Below are 15,245 nucleotides of genomic sequence, written 5' to 3' on the forward strand. Positions count from 1 at the left end.
GCGGCGCTGCCTCGGACCTGCCCGCCAACCTAGGCAGGGGCAGTTTCTTGACCGTATCCGGTTTGTTTCGCGCATGTAACAGGTGGCCCGACCGGCGGGCGCGAGGACCGGCGCTCTACGCTGACCGCGTGACAGGCACGACCGTGTGGGAGACCGCGTCCTGGCCCCGGCGCATGCTCGCGCTCCTCGTGGACTGGTTCGCCTGCCTCCTCGCCGTCTCGCTCTTCACCCCCGTCTACGGCCCCGAGAACCAGACCGGTCAGTGGTACGTCGTGCTGGTCTTCATCGTCGAGTCGGCGCTGCTGACGGCACTGTCCGGCGGCTCCTTCGGCAAGCTCGCGACCCGGCTGCGCGTCGTACGCAGCGACGGCAGCGGGCGCCCGGTCGGGCTGCTGCCCGCGCTGGCCCGCAGCATCCTGGTCGCCGCCGTGATCCCGCCGCTGATCTTCCGCCCCGACGGCCGCGGCCTGCACGACATCATGGCCGGCACCGCCACCGTCACCCTCGAGACCGCGAAGGGCCGGCCCGCGGCCTAGGCCCGGCTCCTCGGCCGGGCCCTGTCCCGTTGCTCCTGAGGTTTCTGGGGCCGGCGGGTTTCCGGGTTGGTGGGACAGGAGATGCTGGGGGTCACCACATCTTCAACTCGGAAGGCTCCACCCATGTCTCGTCCCGCAACGCTGCGCCGTCTCGCCGCGGCAGCCGTCCTGCCCCTGGCCTTCGTCTCCCTCAGCGCGTGCGGTTCCGACGACGGAGCCAAGGCCGAGGACTCCTCGTCGACGTCCGGCTCGTCGGGCTCGTCGGGCTCGTCCACCGACGACCTGCAGGCCGGCGACTCCGTCGACCCCGCCGACTTCACCGACAGGTTCGAGAACGGCTTCGAGAACACGACCACCGCCCACGAGTCGATGAGCATGTCGGCCGGCCAGACCGGCTCGATGACCGGTGAGGGCGACGTCGACTACACCCAGGACTCGCCCGCCATGGACATGACCATGTCCAGCGACATGGCCGGCGGCGACATCCAGGTGATCCTGGTGGACAAGGTCTTCTACATGAAGGCACCCGGCATGGGCGGCGACAAGTACCTCAAGATGGACCTCAACGACCCCAACAGCCCGTTCGGCTCGCTGGGCAGCCAGCTCGACCCGCAGGAGGCCCTGAAGTCCTTCGGCGAGGGCATCAAGACCGTCACCTACCAGGGCGAGCAGGACGGCGAGGACCAGTACGAGGTCACCGTCGACACCCAGAAGATGCTCGACGGGATGGGCGAGACCGGCCAGGCCGCGTCCGGGGCCGGGATGCCCGACGAGCTGAGCTACGACGTGTGGCTCGACGACCAGGACCGGATCACCAAGATGACCATCGACCTCGGCAAGATCGGCACCATGGAGATGACGCTCTCCGACTTCGGCAAGGACGTCAGCATCGAGGCGCCGCCGTCGGACCAGGTGACCGAGATGCCCTCGATGGGCTGATCGACGCAGAAGGGCCCGGTCCTCCAGGGGGAGGACCGGGCCCTTCGTGCATCCGGGCCGTTAACGCCCGCGCATGTTCTGGCGCATGCCCTTCATGCTGGTCGGGACCGGGCCCTTGGGCAGCGGGACGTTCGGGCGGTTGGCGTCCAGCGCCCGCAGCCGGCCGAGGATGTCGGTCATCTCGGCGGGCTTGACCTGACGCTTCATCTTGCTGACGTGGCGGACCAGGCGCGCGAGCGGGACCTCGCCCTCGCCGTTCCCGCAGACGACCTCGTGGATCGGGACGTCGGCCACGACGCGCTCGTGCTTGCGGCGCTCGTTGGTCATCAGCTGGCGCAGCCGGTTGGGGTTGCCCTCGCCGACCAGGACGATGCCGGGCGGGCCGACCACGCGGTGCACGACGTCCTGCTGCTTGTTGAACGCGATCACCGGGTCGGTCTTCCACCCCCGGCGCAGCATCCGCAGGGCGGCCGCGGCGGCTCCCGGCTGGCCCTCCATCTGGCCGTACGCCGCGCGCTGGGCGCGGCGGCCGAAGATGATCAGTGCGGCCAGAGAGCCGAAGAGCAGCGCGCCGACGACGGAGAGGACGATGCCGAGCGCGCCCTCGCCGGGCAGCAGCCAGAACAGCAGGTAGCCGACGGCGGCGCCGAGGACGAAAGCGCCCCCGACCCACAGCCCGATGGCCGGGTCGGTCTTCCGGGCCATCTTGAAGGTCTCGACGAACTGCTTGCGGCGGCTCATCTTGTCTGGATCAGGGGTCTGCGGGGCCTTCGCCATGGCGGTCTGCTGCCTTCTTCGTTCGTGAGGTGCGTGAGGGTCAGACGGAGGAGCCCTGACGGGCGTCCATGGCCTGACGGTACAGCCGTCCGGCCCGGTACGACGAACGCACCAGCGGGCCCGACATGACCCCCGAGAAGCCGATCTGGTCGGCCTCGTCCTTGAGCTCCACGAACTCCTCGGGCTTGACCCACCGCTCCACGGGGTGGTGCCGGGCCGAGGGGCGGAGGTACTGCGTGATGGTGATCAGCTCGCAGCCGGCGTCGTGCAGGTCGCGCAGCGCCTGGCTGACCTCCTCGCGGGTCTCGCCCATGCCGAGGATCAGGTTTGACTTGGTGACCAGGCCGAAGTCGCGGGCCTGGGTGATGACGTCCAGCGAGCGCTCGTAGCGGAACGCGGGACGGATCCGCTTGAAGATGCGCGGCACCGTCTCCACGTTGTGGGCCAGCACCTCGGGGCGGGACTCGAAGACCTCGCGCAGCAGGTCGGGCTTGCCGTTGAAGTCCGGGATCAGGTTCTCGACGCCGGTGTCGGGGTTCAGCTCGTGGATGGCGCGCACGGTCTCGGCGTACAGCCAGGCGCCGCCGTCCTCGAGGTCGTCGCGGGCGACGCCGGTGATGGTGGCGTAGCGCAGCTCCATGGCCTGCACCGACTCGGCCACGCGGCGCGGCTCGTCACGGTCCAGCGGCTGCGGCTTGCCGGTGTCGATCTGGCAGAAGTCGCAGCGGCGGGTGCACTGGTCGCCACCGATGAGGAACGTCGCCTCGCGGTCCTCCCAGCACTCGAAGATGTTGGGACAGCCGGCTTCCTGGCACACGGTGTGCAGGCCCTCGGACTTCACGAGGTTCTGCAGGTGCTTGTACTCCGGCCCCATCTTGGCCCGCGTCTTGATCCACTCGGGCTTGCGCTCGATGGGAGTCTCGGCGTTGCGGACCTCCAGGCGGAGGAGCTTGCGTCCTTCGGGTGCAGGGGCTTGGGTCACGTCGCCCAACTGTACGCCGGGGCCGGGGGCCGCCCAATTCGGCTCAGGGCACGTCCCGACGTCGGAACGACAGCACGGAGGGAACGCCCGCGAGCAGCAGCAGCCCGCCGAAGTAGGCGGCGCCGTCGGCGGTGGTGACCCGCACCCGGCAGCCACCCCCGGGCATCGCGGAGTCGCCCGCCTCGACGCAGGAGCGGCTGTTGTAGTCGGTGAACGTGATGCCGTCGAGCATCACCGCGGCGTAGTTGTTCTGAGGCATCAGCCGCTGGTGGCCGGGGAAGCCCAGCAGGGTGATCAGCAGCGGGCCGGCGACGGCCACCGCGAAGAGGGTGCCGAGCGTCGCGACCGTGCTGCGGAACAGCATGGTCATGGCGTAGCCACCCAGGCCCGCGAAGCCCGCGACCAGGGTGCCGCGCAGCGCCTGGCCGTAGGCATCGGAGAGGACGCCGTCGCGCACGTCCAGGTCGCGGTGCACCGCCAGCGCCCACAGGCCGGTCCAGTACGCCGCCAGCACCGCGCCCGCCACCACCAGCCCGGCGAGCAGCACGACCAGCCCCTTGGCCGCCCAGACCCGGTTCCGGCGTGGGTCGAAGAGCAGCTGGTTGCTCATCGAGCCGCTGTTCCAGTCGTGGCCGACGAAGGTCGTGCCGAGCAGGAGCAGCAGCATCGTCAGCACGACGGCGACGCCGATCCCGGAGCCGTCCAGCTCCTGGTCGAGGTCGAGCGTCGGGCGGTAGTAGTACTGGTCCACCTGCGGGACCATCATGTCCTCGCAGGCCGCCCGCACGTCGCCACCGCCGATGCCGAACCGGTCGGGCCTCGCCACGCACTTCTCGACCTGGCGCAGCACGATCGGGTCCTGGGCCTGCTCCTCGGCAAGCCGCTGGACCTCCGCCTTCTCGGCCGCGGACACCGGACGGGTGTTCCACGCGGTGGCTCCCCAGATCACGGCCGGGACGACGACGCAGGCCGCCACGAGCAGCAGCACCGCACGCCGCCAGCGCAGCCGGGTCAGCTCGACCCGCAGCAGCGCCCTCATCGCGCACCCGCCGGGGTGTCGTCGCGGCCGAGGGTGTCGGCCGCCGTCAGCTGGAGGAACACGGTCTCGAGGTCGGCGCGCAGCGGGGTCAGCCCGGACAGCCAGATCTTCGCCTCCGCGAGGGCACGGGTGATCTCCTCCGGCGGTTGGCCGGTGTCGACGTCGACCGTCTCCCGCGTCGCTGCCGAGACCGTGAAGCCGGCCCGTTCGAGCACCCCGGCGGCCGCGGCGGGGTCGGGCACGGCCACCCGGTACGCCGTACCGCCACCGAGCAGGTCCTCCACCCGTCCGCTGGCCAGCATCCGGCCGTTGCCGATGATCGTCGCGGAGGTGCAGACCTGCTGCACCTCGCCGAGGATGTGCGAGCTGAGGAGCACGGTCGTGCCGGTCTCGCCGAGCGTGCGGATGGTGTCGCGGATCTCCCGGATGCCGGCCGGGTCGAGCCCGTTCGTGGGCTCGTCGAGGACCAGCAGCCGGGGGTCCTTGAGCAGGGTGGCCGCGATCGCCAGCCGCTGCTTCATGCCGAGCGAGTAGGACTTGTAGCGGTCCCGGTCGCGGCCGGTCAGGCCGACCGTCTCGAGGGCGGCGTCGACCCGGGACCCGGGGGCGCCGATCGAGCCGGCCAGCAGCAGGAGGTTCTGGCGGCCGGTGAACTTCGGGGCGAACTTCGGCGACTCGACGACGGCACCGACCCGGCCGATGACCTGCGGCAGCCGCCGCGGCACCTCCTCGCCGAACAGCCGCATCGAGCCACGGGTGGCGCGGGCCAGCCCGAGCAGCATCCGGATGGTCGTCGTCTTCCCGGACCCGTTCGGGCCGAGGAAGCCGTGCACGCCGCCGTACGGCACCGCCAGGTCGAGGTCCTGCACCGCCACGCGCAGGGCTCCCGCGCGGGTGCGGAACTCCTTGCGCAGCCCGGTGGTCTCGATGACCAGCTCGCTCATGTCCGTCCCCCTTCGTGCCCGCGGACGACGGGCACGGGGGGAGATCCTGACAAGCGAAACCCGCTGGGACCGGCAGGACGCGCCGTCAGACCCCGGGAGAGATCAGCTCGATCCGGGGCCCGTGGGCGGGCTCGGGCCGCGGCTCGTAGTCCGGTGTCGCCGTGTAGGGCTCCCAGGACAGGAGGTCGGTGAGGTGACGCTCCACGCTGGGCAGCACCTCGGCCACGGTGACGTCGCGACCGAGCTCGGTGCTCAGCGAGGTCACGCCGGCGTCCGCGATCCCGCAGGGGACGAAGCGGTCGTACCACCCGAGGTCGACGTCGCAGTTGAGCGCGAAGCCGTGCATGGTGACGCCCCGGCTGACCCGGATCCCGAGCGCCGCGATCTTGCGCTCGGGCCCCTTCTCGTCCGCTCGCAGCCACACCCCGCTGCGCCCCGGCACCCGCGCGGTGGTCACGCCGAGGTCGGCGCAGACCGCGATCAGGGCCTCCTCGACCCGGCGCACGTAGTCGACGACCTTCACGTGGTCCGGCAGCGTGACGATCGGGTAGCCGACCAGCTGGCCGGGCCCGTGGAAGGTGATCTTGCCGCCGCGGTCGACGTCGATGACGGGCGCGCCGCCGGGGTCGGCCGGTCGCTCGTGGGGGTCGGTGCGCTTGCCGGCGGTGAAGACCGGCGGGTGCTCGAGCAGCAGGACGGTGTCGGGCTGCTCGCCCTCGACCACCGCGGCGTGCACGTCGCGCTGGAGGTCCCAGGCGGCGAGGTAGTCCACCGCGTCGTCACCGAGTCCGACGTTCCGGAAGGTCAGGTCGCTCACGGGCCCGACCCTACTCCCGGGCTATCGGGTCGCCGGGGGCACGTGTGCCCCGAGGAAGGCGAGCTGGTCCGGCAGCATCCGGCGCCAGTACGCCGCGTCGTGCGCGCCCGGCTCGAAGGTGCTGGTCACGTCCGCGTCGGGCAAGAAGCCGGCCACGTAGTCCTGCACGTCGCGGTAGAACGGGTCGCCGGTCCCGCAGTCGACGCGGACGGCGACGCCCTGCAGGTCGGACTGGTGGTCCATGACGGACCAGCGCTCGTACTCGTCGGGGGAGTCGAACCCGCTGGAGGACGCCTCGTCCGGGTCGGACCAGAGCGCCGGGCTGGAGGCGACGACCGCGCGGACCCGGTCGGCGCCGAGCAGGCCGGCGAGCCGCAGCGCGCCGTACCCACCCATCGACCAGCCGATCAGCCCGACGTGCTCGGTGAGCAGGCCGTGGTCGGCGAGCAGGGGCAGGAGCTCGTCGACGACCATCGCGCCGGCGTCCTCGCCGGAGGGGCGGGGATGCCAGTACGACGTGCCGCCGTCCACGGTCGCGATGGCGAACGGGGGCGTGCCGTCCGCGACCGAGGCAGCGAGGAAGCGGTCCAGCCCCATCGCCGGCCCGGTCAGGGTCGCGTGGGTCTGGCCGAGCGCGTGGAGCGCGACGACGACCGGCAGGGGGCCGTGGCGGCCGGGCGGTCGGAGGATCGACCAGCCGGTCGGGGCGCCGAGCCGGTGCGCGGAGACGAACGAGCCGGTGACGGCGCGGCCGGGCTCGATGTCCGGCACGACCCCCGCGTCCCCGTTCAGCCCGAGGTGCGCCTGGAGCCACGGTCGCCCCGGGAGCACGCCCTGCTCGACGCCGAGCGCCGCGCCCGCCGAGGCCGCGACGACGGCGGCGCCACCCGCCAGCAGGGCCCGGCGTCCCAGTCGCTTCTCGTTCACCCGGTCAGTGTGGGGCCGGCCTGTGGAGAACCCGCGGACGGACCCGCCGTACGGGGTAGGGAGACTGCATGGACACGTCTCGCCTGCTTCCGCGCACGCTCCTCGCCCTGCTGGTCCTCGCCGCGGTGGTCACCGCGGCCGCCGTGCTGACCGGCCTGGCCCGCGAACGGCTGTCGCCGGCCCACCCGGTCGTGGCCGCGGCCGCGACGCGGGACCCGGCGGCGGCCCTGCGGGCCTGGGACGTACGCCGGGCCCGGGCGTGGGCGCGCGGCGACGTGGCCGCCCTGCGGGACCTGTACGTGCCCGGCTCGGCCGCCGGGCGTCGCGACGTGGCCATGCTCGAGTCGTGGAACCACCGAGGCCTGCGGGTGCGCGGGATGCGGATGCAACTGCTGGCCCGCATGGCTCGCACTGGCGGACCCCTGGCGTCGACGTGCGCAAGCGTGGCCCGGCGCGGCTCGAGGTCGCGGTGACCGACCGGTTGGCGAACGCGGTGGCCGTGGGCGCGGGTCGCCGCGTGGTGCTTCCCCGGGACGAGCCGTCGACGCGCACCGTCGTGCTGGTCCGGGCGGCGGGGGAGTGGCGGGTCGCCGAGGTGCGTGACCGGCCCCGTCCGGCGGCGTGAACGGACGATCACCGACGAATCCGGGCACGTCGCGGACGCGGCGGCCCTCGGTGCGGAAGCATGCGGCACATGGAGGCAGTGGAGTCGTGGGTGGTGCGCGCCGTCCCGGACGGGTTGTGGGTCCTCGACGACGCCGGGCTGACGACGTACGCGAACGAGCGGATGGCCCGGATGCTCGGCCGCTCCCGCGCGGAGATGGACGGCCTGTCCGTCACGGACGCCCTCGACGAGGAGGGAGGCCGGGCCTTCCTGGCCCACCTCGACCGGCTCCGGGACGCGCGTGAGCCCGGAGCGGACCAGGAGCTGCGGCTGGTCCGGGCCGACGGGAGCTCCTTCTGGGCGCTGGTCAGCCACACGCCGCTGCTCGACGAGGATGGTCGCCACCGCGGCTGGCTGCACCGCCTGAGCGACCACACCGAGCAGCACCGGATCCTCGAGGAGCTGCGTCATCGCGAGGTGCAGCTCGCCGAGGCGCAGTCGATCGCGAGGATCGGCAGCTGGGAGAGGGAGGTCGGGGTCGGCGAGCTGCACTGGTCCGACGAGCTCTACCGGCTCGTCGGCAAGGACCCCGCGACCTTCACGCCCAGCGCCGAGCGGTTCTTCGAGCTGCTGCACCCCGAGGACCGCCCCGCGGCCGTGGCGGCGTACGAGGAGCTGATGGCCCACGGGGACGAGATGGAGATGGACACCCGTCTCTCGACCCCGGCCGGGGACCGGGTGCGCTGGGTCCGCACGCGCGCCCGCGTGGTCCGGGACGGCTCCGGCGCGGTCGTCCGCCTCGGTGGCACGGTGCAGGATGTCACCGAGAGCAAGGAGGCGGAGCAGGGCCTGGAGTTCCTCAGCGCGATGGCCGCCGCGGCCAACGAGTCGGACACGTTGGTCGACGTGCTCGTCGCCTCGGAGGCAGTGGTCCGCCCCTACGCCCGGTGGCCCGCGGTGCTCGTGTCCGCCCCCGACCCCACCGACGCGCGCGAGCTCGTGCACTTCCCGACCGGCTGGAACGAGTACGACGAGGACGTGCTGGCCGCCGCCCGCGACCTCGCGACCCGGGCTGTCGCCGAGCGCACCGTCGTCCAGGCGCCGGGGCCGGATGGCGCCGTGCTGATCGCCGGCCCGGCCCTGGCCGGCGAGCGGATCGCCTGCGTGGTGGTCTCCGACACCGGGGTCCGGGAGGAGGCGGCCGCGTCCGACGTCGGGATCTTCGCCCAGACGCTGGTGCTGCTGGCCCACGTCTCGGAGCGCGAGGAGGCCGGCAAGGCGCTCGCCGCCGCGCGCGACGACGCGCTGGCCGCGTCCCGGGCCAAGTCGGAGTTCCTCGCCACCATGAGCCACGAGATCCGCACGCCCCTCAATGGCGTCATCGGCCTCAGCGAGCTGCTCAGCCGGACCGACCTCACCGCCCACCAGCGTCGCCTCGCCGAGGGGGTGGACCAGGCGGGCCGCTCGCTGCTCGCGCTGGTCAACGACATCCTGGACCTGTCCAAGATCGAGGCGGGTCGCCTCGACCTGGAGGAGGTCGACTTCGACCCCCGCAGCATCGTCGAGCAGAGCGTCGGGCTGGTGGCGGAGCGGGCCGGCGCCAAGGGCCTCGAGCTCGTGGTGGCCAGTGCGGAGGAGATGCCGTCGATGGTGCGCGGCGACCCCGTCCGCTTCGGCCAGGTGATCACCAACCTGGTCTCGAACGCCGTGAAGTTCACCTCCGTCGGCGAGGTCGTCGTCCGCGCCGGCGCCGGTCCCGAGGGGGTCCGGGTCGAGGTGCGCGACACCGGCATCGGGATCGAGCCCGACGCGCAGCGCCAGCTCTTCACCGCCTTCTCCCAGGCCGACAGCTCGACCACGCGCGAGTACGGCGGCACCGGGCTGGGGCTCGCGATCAGCAAGCGCATCGTGGAGGCGACCGGCGGCGAGATCGGCGTCGTCAGTGAGCCGGGTGTCGGCAGCACCTTCTGGTTCACCACGCCGTTCGCGGACGCCACGGCGGCGTCGCTGCCGACGGGGTCGACCCTTCAGGACGCGGTCGCCGGCCTGCACGTGCTCGTCGTGGACGACAACGAGACCAACCGGTTCATCCTGCGCGAGCAGCTCGAGGCCTGGCGGGTGCACGTGACGGTCGTGGAGTCGGCGTACGACGCCCTGGTCGAGCTCGACGCGTCCGTCCGCCACGACCAGAGGTACGACGTGGTGCTGCTGGACTACATGATGCCCGGCGCCGACGGCGAGCAGCTCGCGCGGATCATCCGCGCCGAGGAGCGGCACCGCGACACCCGCCTCGCGCTGCTGTCGTCCGCGGTCGAGCCCGCCGCCGAGTGGCTCGCCGACGCGGGCCTCGACGCGTTCCTCGGCAAGCCGGTGCTGCCCTCGCGCCTGCTCGACACCCTGGCCACGCTCGGGGGCCGCGGTGAGCCGCGCCTGGCCGCGCCGCTGCCGATGAGCGACGGGACCGCCGAGTCGCGCGGGCGAGTGCTGGCGGTGGAGGACAACGAGGTCAACCAGCTGGTCGCCGAGGGGGTGCTGCGCGGGCTGGGCTACGACGTCGTGATCGCCGACAACGGGGCCGCCGGGGTGGCCGCGCTGGCCGACGAGCCCGACGGCTTCGACACCATCCTGATGGACTGCCAGATGCCGGTGATGGACGGCTTCGACGCGACCCGCGCGGTGCGCGCCATGCGCGGCGACGGCCGCCGGATCCCGATCATCGCGATGACGGCCGCGGCGACCGCGGAGGAGCGGGACCGCTGCCGGGACGCGGGGATGGACGACTTCCTGACCAAGCCCGTCGTGCCCGCGCTGCTCGAGAGCACGCTGGCGCGCTGGGTGCCCGTACGCTGAGCCCGCGGGCGGTCAGCCGGCGAGCCCGGTGCGCAGCACGGCGTCCACGTCGCGGTCCCGGAACTCGTAGCCGGACTCGGCCAGCGCGGCCGGCCGCACGTTGAGCGAGCCCAGCAGCTCGGGCGCCATCCGGCCCGCGCCCACCCGGAGCGCGGTCTTCGGCACGAAGACGATCGCGGGACGGTGCACGGCCGCGGCGAGCGCCTTGGTGAACTCGGCGTTGGTCGGGGTCTCGGGGCAGCAGAGGTTGAACGGTCCGCTGGCGGTGGGGTGCTCCGCGAGGTGGGCCACCGCGCCCACCCAGTCGCGCAGCGAGATCATCGCCATGTACTGCTTCCCGTCGCCGAGCCGCGCGCCCAGCCCCGCCCTGAAGAGCAGCCGCAGCTGCTTGAGCGGCTCGCTGCGCCGGTCCATCACCGGCGAGGTGCGCAGCACGCAGACGCGCGCGCCGGCCTCCGTCGCCGGCGTGGTCGCGGCCTGCCAGTCCCGGGTCACCTCGGTCAGGAGCGCGTGCCCCCGGCTGTCGGAGGCCTCGGTCAGCACCTGGTCCCCGTGGTCGCCGTACCAGGAGATGCCGTTGCCGGCGAGGAACGCGGGCTTCGACTCCGTCTCGGCGACGGCGCGGGCGAGCACCCGTGTCGTGGTCACCCGGCTCTCGCGCAGCTCGCGCGCCCACCGCGACGAGTGGGGGTTGCCGGCCGTCGGCGTCCCGGCGAGGTTGACCACGACGTCGGACTCCTCGATGACGTCGCGCTCGTAGGTGCCGGCGTACGGGTCCCACGTGGACTCGTCCGGCTCCTGAGCGGGCCTGCGCACCAGCCGGGTCACCAGGTGCCCGCGCTGACGCAGCTCGTAGCCGAGGTTGCTCCCGAGGAAGCCGGACGCGCCGGCGATCACGATCCGCATGACGACAGCCTGACAGGCCACCGCAACACGGCCGGGCGTTCTTCGACACGCCGACACAAGATGTGGTGCCGGTGATCGGCGTACGCCACTGGATATGGTGCTCGTGCTGGTCCGGAGCGTCGCCTGCAGGTGGCGCTCCGGGGCAAGAGGGAACCCGGTGCGAGTCCGGGACTGCCCCGCAGCGGTGAGTGGGAACGAACGCCGTCACACGCACTGGCTCCGCACCATGGAGCTGGGAAGCGACGGTCAGTAGGGGTCGAGAGTTGTGCCCACGAGTCCGAAGACCTGCCAGCGCCCGCGCACGACCTGTGCGCGGTTCGTCGCGGACCTCGCGGGTGGGTCGCACGACAGCACGGGCGCGCCCTCGAACCGGACGCGTCCGCGTCGTCGTCTCCTCGCAGGTCCCCGGCACCCGGCGAGCTCGCGAGGAGAGAGCAGCATGACCCAGACGACCCAACCCACCGTGCGCACCACGATGACGGTGTGCAAGCGCAACGGCGACCGTGAACCGGTCGACCTCAACAAGATCGTCCGCGCGGTCGAGCGCTGCGCGACCGGCCTGTCGCACGTCGAGCCGCTCACCGTGGCGACGCGCACCATCTCGGGCCTGTACGACGGCGCCACCACTGCGGAGCTGGACCGGCTGTCGATCCAGACCGCGGCCGAGCTGACCGCGAACGAGTCGGAGTACTCCCGGCTGGCCGCCCGGCTGCTGGCGGCGTACGTCGAGAAGGAGGTCGCCGGCCAGCAGATCGCGTCCTTCAGCCAGTCCGTCCGGCTCGGTCGGCTCGAGGGGCTGGTCGGGGACGCCACCGCCGACTTCGTCGAGGCGAACGCCCGCAAGCTCGACCAGGCCATCGACACCGCCAACGACCTGCGCTTCGAGTACTTCGGGCTGCGCACCGTCTACGACCGCTACCTGCTGCGCCACCCGGAGACCCGGCTCGTGGTCGAGACCCCGCAGTACTGGCTGATGCGGGTCGCCTGCGGGCTGGCGACCACCCCCGCCGAGGCGATCGAGCTCTACCGGCTGATGGCCTCGCTGGCCTACCTGCCGAGCTCGCCGACGCTGTTCAACTCCGGGACCCGGCACACCCAGATGTCGTCGTGCTACCTCGTCGACAGCCCGCGCGACGAGCTGGAGTCGATCTACGCCCGCTACGGACAGGTGGCGGCGCTGTCGAAGTTCGCCGGCGGCATCGGCATCTCGTTCTCGCGGGTGCGCTCCCGCGGGGCCCTGATCCGCGGCACCAACGGCCACTCCAACGGGATCGTGCCGTTCCTGCGCACCCTCGACGCCTCGGTGTCGGCGGTCAACCAGGGCGGCCGGCGCAAGGGGGCCGCGTGCGTCTACCTCGAGCCGTGGCACCCCGACGTCGAGGAGTTCCTCGAGCTGCGCGACAACACCGGCGAGGACGCCCGGCGCACCCACAACCTCAACCTGGCCCACTGGGTGCCCGACGAGTTCATGCGCCGGGTCGAGGCGGACGAGGAGTGGAGCCTGGTCGACCCCGATGCCGCGCCCGAGCTGCCGGACCTGTGGGGCGAGGAGTTCGACCGGGCCTACCGGGCCGCCGAGGCCGACGGTCGCGTCGTACGCCGGGTGCGGGCGCGTGACCTCTACGCGAAGATGATGCGCACCCTCGCGCAGACCGGGAACGGCTGGATGACGTTCAAGGACGCGTCCAACCGCACCTGCAACCAGACCGCGGTGCCGGGCAACGTCGTGCACCTGTCGAACCTGTGCACCGAGATCATCGAGGTCTCCAGCGACGCCGAGACCGCGGTGTGCAACCTCGGCTCGGTCAACCTCGCCCAGCACCTGCGTCCGCTGGTCGAGGAGCGAGCGTCAGCGAGCGTCTCGAAACCGAGGGAGCTCGACTGGGACAAGCTGCGCGCCACCGTGCGCACGGCGGTGACCTATCTCGACCGGGTCATCGACATCAACTACTACCCGAGCCCGGAGTCGGCGGCGTCGAACCCGCGCTGGCGGCCGGTGGGCCTGGGCTGCATGGGGCTGCAGGACGTCTTCTTCGCGCTGGGGCTGCCGTTCGACTCCGACGAGGCTCGGGAGCTGTCGACCCGGGTCGCGGAGGAGATCTACCTCTCCGCGCTCGAGCGCTCGGCCGAGCTGGCCGCGGTGCACGGTGCCCACCCGGCGTACGCCGACACCCGCGCGGCGCGGGGCGACCTGCAGCCGGACCTGTGGGGCGTGACGCCGACCCAGACCGAGCGCTGGGCCCGGCTGCGCGAGCAGGTGTCGGAGCACGGGTTGCGCAACTCGCTGCTGGTGGCGATCGCGCCGACCGCCACGATCGCCTCGATCGCCGGCTGCTACGAGTGCATCGAGCCGCAGGTGTCGAACCTCTTCAAGCGCGAGACGCTGTCGGGGGAGTTCCTCCAGGTCAACGCCGCGCTGGTCCGTGAGCTGCGCTCGCGAGGCCTGTGGACCAACGAGGTGCGCGAGCAGGTGAAGCGGCAGGAGGGATCCGTGCAGGGGATCGCCGCGATCCCCGAGGACGTGCGGGTGCTCTTCCGGACCGCGTGGGAGCTGCCGCAGCGGGCGCTGGTCGACATGGCCGCGGCCCGGCAGCCGTACGTCGACCAGAGCCAGTCGCTGAACCTGTTCCTGCCCAGCCCGACCATCGGGAAGCTCAGCTCGATGTACCTCCACGCGTGGAAGGCCGGGCTGAAGACGACGTACTACCTGCGTTCGCGGCCCGCGACGCGCATCCAGCAGACGACCGTCGGTGCCGCGCGCGCCGCCGTCCCCGATCAGGAAGCGGTCGCCCTTCGAGACGGCTCCTCCGTCGCCTCCTCAGGAACCACCTGCTCCCTGGAGAACCCCGAGACCTGCGAGGCCTGCGAATGACGACGACCACGGACACCACCGACACCAGGATGCTGCTCGACCCGGGGATGAACCTCACCCTCCGGCCGATGCGCTACCCGCACTTCTACGAGCGCTACCGCGACGCCATCAAGAACACCTGGACGGTCGAGGAGGTCGACCTGCACACCGACCTCAGGGACCTCGCGAAGCTGTCCGCCGCCGAGCGGCACCTGGTGTCGCGGCTGGTCGCGTTCTTCGCCACCGGCGACACGATCGTGGCGAACAACCTGGTGCTCAACCTCTACCAGCACGTGAACTCGCCCGAGGGCCGGCTCTACCTGTCGCGGCAGCTGTTCGAGGAGGCGGTGCACGTGCAGTTCTACCTGACCCTGCTCGACACCTACGTCCCCGACGAGAAGGAGCGGCACGAGGCCTTCGCCGCCGTGGACAACATCCCCTCGATCAAGCACAAGGCGGACTTCTGCTTCCGCTGGATCGACGAGCTGTTCGACGTGCGCCGCCTCGAGACGAAGGAGGACCGGCGCAGCTTCCTGCTCAACCTGATCTGCTTCGCGGCCTGCATCGAGGGGCTGTTCTTCTACGGTGCCTTCGCCTACGTCTACTTCCTGCGCTCCCGCGGGCTGCTCAACGGGCTGGCCTCCGGGACGAACTGGGTGTTCCGCGACGAGTCGATGCACATGGCCTTCGCGTTCGACGTGGTCGACACGGTGCGGGCCGAGGAGCCCGACCTGTTCGACGACGAGCTGGCGGCCCGGGTGCGGGAGATGGTCACGGAGGCGGTCGACGCCGAGGCGCAGTTCGCCGAGGACCTGCTCGGGCAGGGTGTGGCGGGTCTGTCCACCGCCGACATGCGGTCCTACCTGGAGTACGTCGCCGACCAGCGCATGGAGCGCCTCGACCTGCCCAGGATCTACGGCTCGAAGAACCCGCTGCTGTTCATGGAGCTGCAGGACGTGCAGGAGCTGTCGAACTTCTTCGAGCGCCGGGTCTCGGCGTACCAGGTCGGGGTCACCGGCCAGGTCAGCTTCGACGACGACTTCTAGGAGATAGTCCGGCACGTTTCTGACGTC

At 72.0% G+C, this 15,245-nt stretch carries 14 protein-coding genes and 1 riboswitch; of the genes, 7 read left to right on the forward strand and 7 right to left on the reverse strand.

Features of this window, described 5'->3' with window-relative positions:
- Positions 1-128: 128 nt before the first annotated feature.
- Positions 129-536, forward strand: a complete 408-nt coding sequence (locus tag ACZ43H_RS05700) for an RDD family protein (RefSeq protein ID WP_464588460.1) — start codon at positions 129-131, stop codon at positions 534-536.
- A gap of 123 nt (positions 537-659) precedes the next feature.
- A complete protein-coding gene (locus tag ACZ43H_RS05705; protein WP_464588462.1) occupies positions 660-1,475 on the forward strand; it encodes an SCO4651 family lipoprotein in 816 nt (271 codons plus the stop codon).
- A 60-nt stretch (positions 1,476-1,535) separates the two neighbouring features.
- On the opposite strand, the gene ACZ43H_RS05710 is transcribed toward ACZ43H_RS05705, so the two are convergent.
- From ACZ43H_RS05710 to ACZ43H_RS05735, 6 genes are all read right to left on the reverse strand, one after another.
- Positions 1,536-2,252 (reverse strand): DUF4191 domain-containing protein, encoded by a 717-nt coding sequence (locus ACZ43H_RS05710; protein ID WP_464588464.1) that lies wholly within the window; start codon positions 2,250-2,252, stop codon positions 1,536-1,538.
- 40 nt (positions 2,253-2,292) lie between these two features.
- Complete coding sequence (lipA, locus tag ACZ43H_RS05715; RefSeq protein ID WP_464588466.1) at positions 2,293-3,234, reverse strand: lipoyl synthase; 942 nt, start codon at positions 3,232-3,234, stop codon at positions 2,293-2,295.
- Between the two features lie 43 nt (positions 3,235-3,277).
- Positions 3,278-4,273, reverse strand: coding sequence for a hypothetical protein (locus tag ACZ43H_RS05720; RefSeq protein ID WP_464588468.1), 996 nt, complete (start codon positions 4,271-4,273; stop codon positions 3,278-3,280).
- A complete protein-coding gene (locus ACZ43H_RS05725) occupies positions 4,270-5,217 on the reverse strand; it encodes an ABC transporter ATP-binding protein (RefSeq protein WP_464588469.1) in 948 nt (315 codons plus the stop codon). The genes ACZ43H_RS05720 and ACZ43H_RS05725 overlap by 4 nt, the downstream gene beginning before the upstream one ends.
- A gap of 85 nt (positions 5,218-5,302) precedes the next feature.
- A complete protein-coding gene (gene lipB, locus ACZ43H_RS05730; protein WP_464588470.1) occupies positions 5,303-6,034 on the reverse strand; it encodes a lipoyl(octanoyl) transferase LipB in 732 nt (243 codons plus the stop codon).
- Positions 6,035-6,055: 21 nt separating this feature from the next.
- The gene (locus ACZ43H_RS05735) at positions 6,056-6,961 is read right to left on the reverse strand and encodes an alpha/beta hydrolase (RefSeq protein ID WP_464588471.1); all 906 of its coding nucleotides are present in this window, start codon (positions 6,959-6,961) and stop codon (positions 6,056-6,058) included.
- 68 nt (positions 6,962-7,029) lie between these two features.
- On the opposite strand from ACZ43H_RS05735, the gene ACZ43H_RS05740 reads away from it, so the two are divergent.
- The 3 genes from ACZ43H_RS05740 to ACZ43H_RS05750 all read left to right on the forward strand — a co-directional run bounded on the left by ACZ43H_RS05740 (position 7,030) and on the right by ACZ43H_RS05750 (position 10,415).
- Positions 7,030-7,434: a hypothetical protein gene (locus ACZ43H_RS05740; protein WP_464588473.1), complete on the forward strand. Its 405-nt coding sequence runs from the start codon at positions 7,030-7,032 to the stop codon at positions 7,432-7,434.
- Positions 7,431-7,586, forward strand: coding sequence for a hypothetical protein (locus ACZ43H_RS05745; RefSeq protein WP_464588475.1), 156 nt, complete (start codon positions 7,431-7,433; stop codon positions 7,584-7,586). The genes ACZ43H_RS05740 and ACZ43H_RS05745 overlap by 4 nt, the downstream gene beginning before the upstream one ends.
- A 69-nt stretch (positions 7,587-7,655) precedes the next feature.
- Positions 7,656-10,415 (forward strand): response regulator, encoded by a 2,760-nt coding sequence (locus ACZ43H_RS05750; protein WP_464588476.1) that lies wholly within the window; start codon positions 7,656-7,658, stop codon positions 10,413-10,415.
- Between the two features lie 12 nt (positions 10,416-10,427).
- On the opposite strand, the gene ACZ43H_RS05755 is transcribed toward ACZ43H_RS05750, so the two are convergent.
- Positions 10,428-11,321 (reverse strand): TIGR01777 family oxidoreductase, encoded by an 894-nt coding sequence (locus tag ACZ43H_RS05755; RefSeq protein ID WP_464588478.1) that lies wholly within the window; start codon positions 11,319-11,321, stop codon positions 10,428-10,430.
- Between the two features lie 90 nt (positions 11,322-11,411).
- Positions 11,412-11,628: riboswitch (cobalamin riboswitch) on the forward strand.
- A 132-nt stretch (positions 11,629-11,760) separates the two neighbouring features.
- Here ACZ43H_RS05755 and ACZ43H_RS05760 point away from each other — a divergent pair.
- Together ACZ43H_RS05760 and ACZ43H_RS05765 are read left to right on the forward strand one after the other, a co-directional pair.
- Positions 11,761-14,193 carry a ribonucleoside-diphosphate reductase subunit alpha gene (locus ACZ43H_RS05760; RefSeq protein WP_464588479.1) on the forward strand — a complete coding sequence of 811 codons (2,433 nt, stop codon included), beginning with the start codon at positions 11,761-11,763 and terminating at the stop codon, positions 14,191-14,193.
- On the forward strand, positions 14,190-15,218 hold the full coding sequence (locus ACZ43H_RS05765) for a ribonucleotide-diphosphate reductase subunit beta (RefSeq protein ID WP_464588480.1): 1,029 nt from the start codon (positions 14,190-14,192) through the stop codon (positions 15,216-15,218). Before ACZ43H_RS05760 ends, ACZ43H_RS05765 begins: the two co-directional genes overlap by 4 nt.
- Positions 15,219-15,245 lie beyond the last annotated feature (27 nt).

Source organism: Nocardioides sp. DN36 (genome assembly GCF_055380375.1).